The 1,675-nt window shown below is 66.7% G+C and carries 2 protein-coding genes; both read right to left on the bottom strand.

Annotated features, from left to right (window positions below):
• Window positions 1-300: 300 nt before the first annotated feature.
• Window positions 301-822, bottom strand: coding sequence for a cyclic pyranopterin monophosphate synthase MoaC (gene moaC / locus I5M_RS07545; RefSeq protein WP_022720841.1), 522 nt, complete (start codon window positions 820-822; stop codon window positions 301-303).
• A gap of 8 nt (window positions 823-830) precedes the next feature.
• The gene (trpC, locus tag I5M_RS07540) at window positions 831-1,628 is read right to left on the bottom strand and encodes an indole-3-glycerol phosphate synthase TrpC (RefSeq protein WP_022720840.1); all 798 of its coding nucleotides are present in this window, start codon (window positions 1,626-1,628) and stop codon (window positions 831-833) included.
• Between the last annotated feature and the right edge of the window lie 47 nt (window positions 1,629-1,675).

The raw sequence follows: 1,675 nt of genomic DNA, 5'->3' as shown, positions 1-1,675 counted from the left end.
CGCCTGATGCTCGATGCGCTCTTGCGGCGTCATCAGATCCCAGCCTCGCGTGTTGTCCTGGTCGGCCCGCCACGGGCCGGCCGATGCGCTCGCGCTCAGCAACAGAGATACGGCACAGATCGTCAGAGGTCGTTGGTAGCGACCGAGCAAAAACCCGGCATGAGTTCTGGGCATGGCGCAAGCACCCTCCGCCTGCGGCGACCATGGCCCGGAGGTTGCTGGATGCAATTGACGTGGCGCAAGCGGAGACGGCGACGGGCTGTCGCGTTCCCGATGTTGGACGACGGTTCCGTGTCGCCGTCAGTCGGCGACGTAGTCGCCGGATTTGCCGCCGCTCTTGGCGATCAGGCGGACGCCGTCGATGCGGACACCGCGTTCGACCGCCTTGATCATGTCGTAGATGGTGAGGCAGGCGACCGACACAGCCGTCAGCGCCTCCATCTCGACGCCGGTCGGTCCGGAAACCTTGACGGTGGCGCGGACGATACAGCCGGGCAGCTTGGCGTCCGGCGTAATATCGAGCGTCACCTTGGAGAGCGCCAGCGGGTGACACAGCGGGATCAACTCGGAGGTGCGCTTGGCCGCCATGATGCCGGCGATGCGCGCGGTGCCGAGCACGTCGCCCTTCTTGGCGTTGCCGCTCTCGATCAGCGCCAGCGTCGCCTTCTTCATCACCACGCGGCCTTCAGCGACCGCGACGCGCTCGGTCGCCGGCTTTTCCGAGACGTCGACCATACGGGCTTCGCCGGTCGCGCCCATATGGGTGAGCGCGGGCGAGGGAGCTTTGCCAGGGGGCTTGGCGGCTTTGACGGTCTTGGCCATGGCGGTGCTCAGGCGGCGCGCGCCAGCAGCGCGCGGGTTGCGGCGGTGACGTCGCTCTGGCGCATCAGGCTTTCGCCGACCAGGAAGGTCGACATGCCGACGGCCGACAGCCGTGCCAGATCCGCCGGCGTGAAGATGCCGCTTTCGCCGACCATCAGGCGGTCTTTCGGGATGCGCGGCGCCAGCGCTTCGCTGGTCGCCAGCGTCACCTCGAAGGTGCGCAGATTGCGGTTGTTGACGCCGATCATGGGCGAACGCAATTTCAGCGCCCGGTCGAGTTCGGCTGCGTCGTGGACTTCGAGCAGCACGTCCATGCCGAGATCGAACGCCGCGTCCTCGATGTCCTTGGCGACCGCATCGTCGAGCGCCGCCATGATGATGAGGATGCAGTCGGCGCCGTGAGCGCGGGCTTCGACGACCTGATAAGTGTCGTACATGAAGTCCTTGCGCAGCGCCGGCAGCGACACTGCGGCACGGGCCGCGACCAAATAATCGAGGCTGCCTTGGAACGAGGGCGTGTCGGTGAGCACCGACAGGCAGGCGGCACCGCCTTGCTCGTAGGCTTTGGCGAGTGCCGGCGGATCGAAGTCGGCGCGGATCAGGCCCTTGGACGGCGACGCCTTCTTGATCTCGGCGATCAGCGCGTAGTTGCCCTTGGCGTGCATCGCGCGGAGCGCCTTCACGAAGCCCCGCGGCGGCGAAGCCTCCCGCGCGATCGCTTCGATCGCCGACAACGGCCGCTCGCGCTTGGCCGCCGCGATCTCCTCGCGCTTGTAGGCTTCGATCTTGGTCAGGATGTCGGACACGGGCACGCTCCTAGAGCCGGACATTACCAGAATTACCAGGTTAGCGT

The sequence above is a fragment of the Rhodopseudomonas sp. B29 genome (genome assembly GCF_000333455.1).
Classification (GTDB): Bacteria; Pseudomonadota; Alphaproteobacteria; order Rhizobiales; family Xanthobacteraceae; genus Rhodopseudomonas.
This window is presented reverse-complemented; position numbering and strand designations above follow the sequence as displayed.

Bases quoted from the DNA above. Each gene is read 5' to 3' on its own strand.
- moaC (WP_022720841.1), bottom strand. From the start codon at position 822: ATGGCCAAGACCGTCAAAGCCGCCAAGCCCCCTGGCAAAGCTCCCTCG.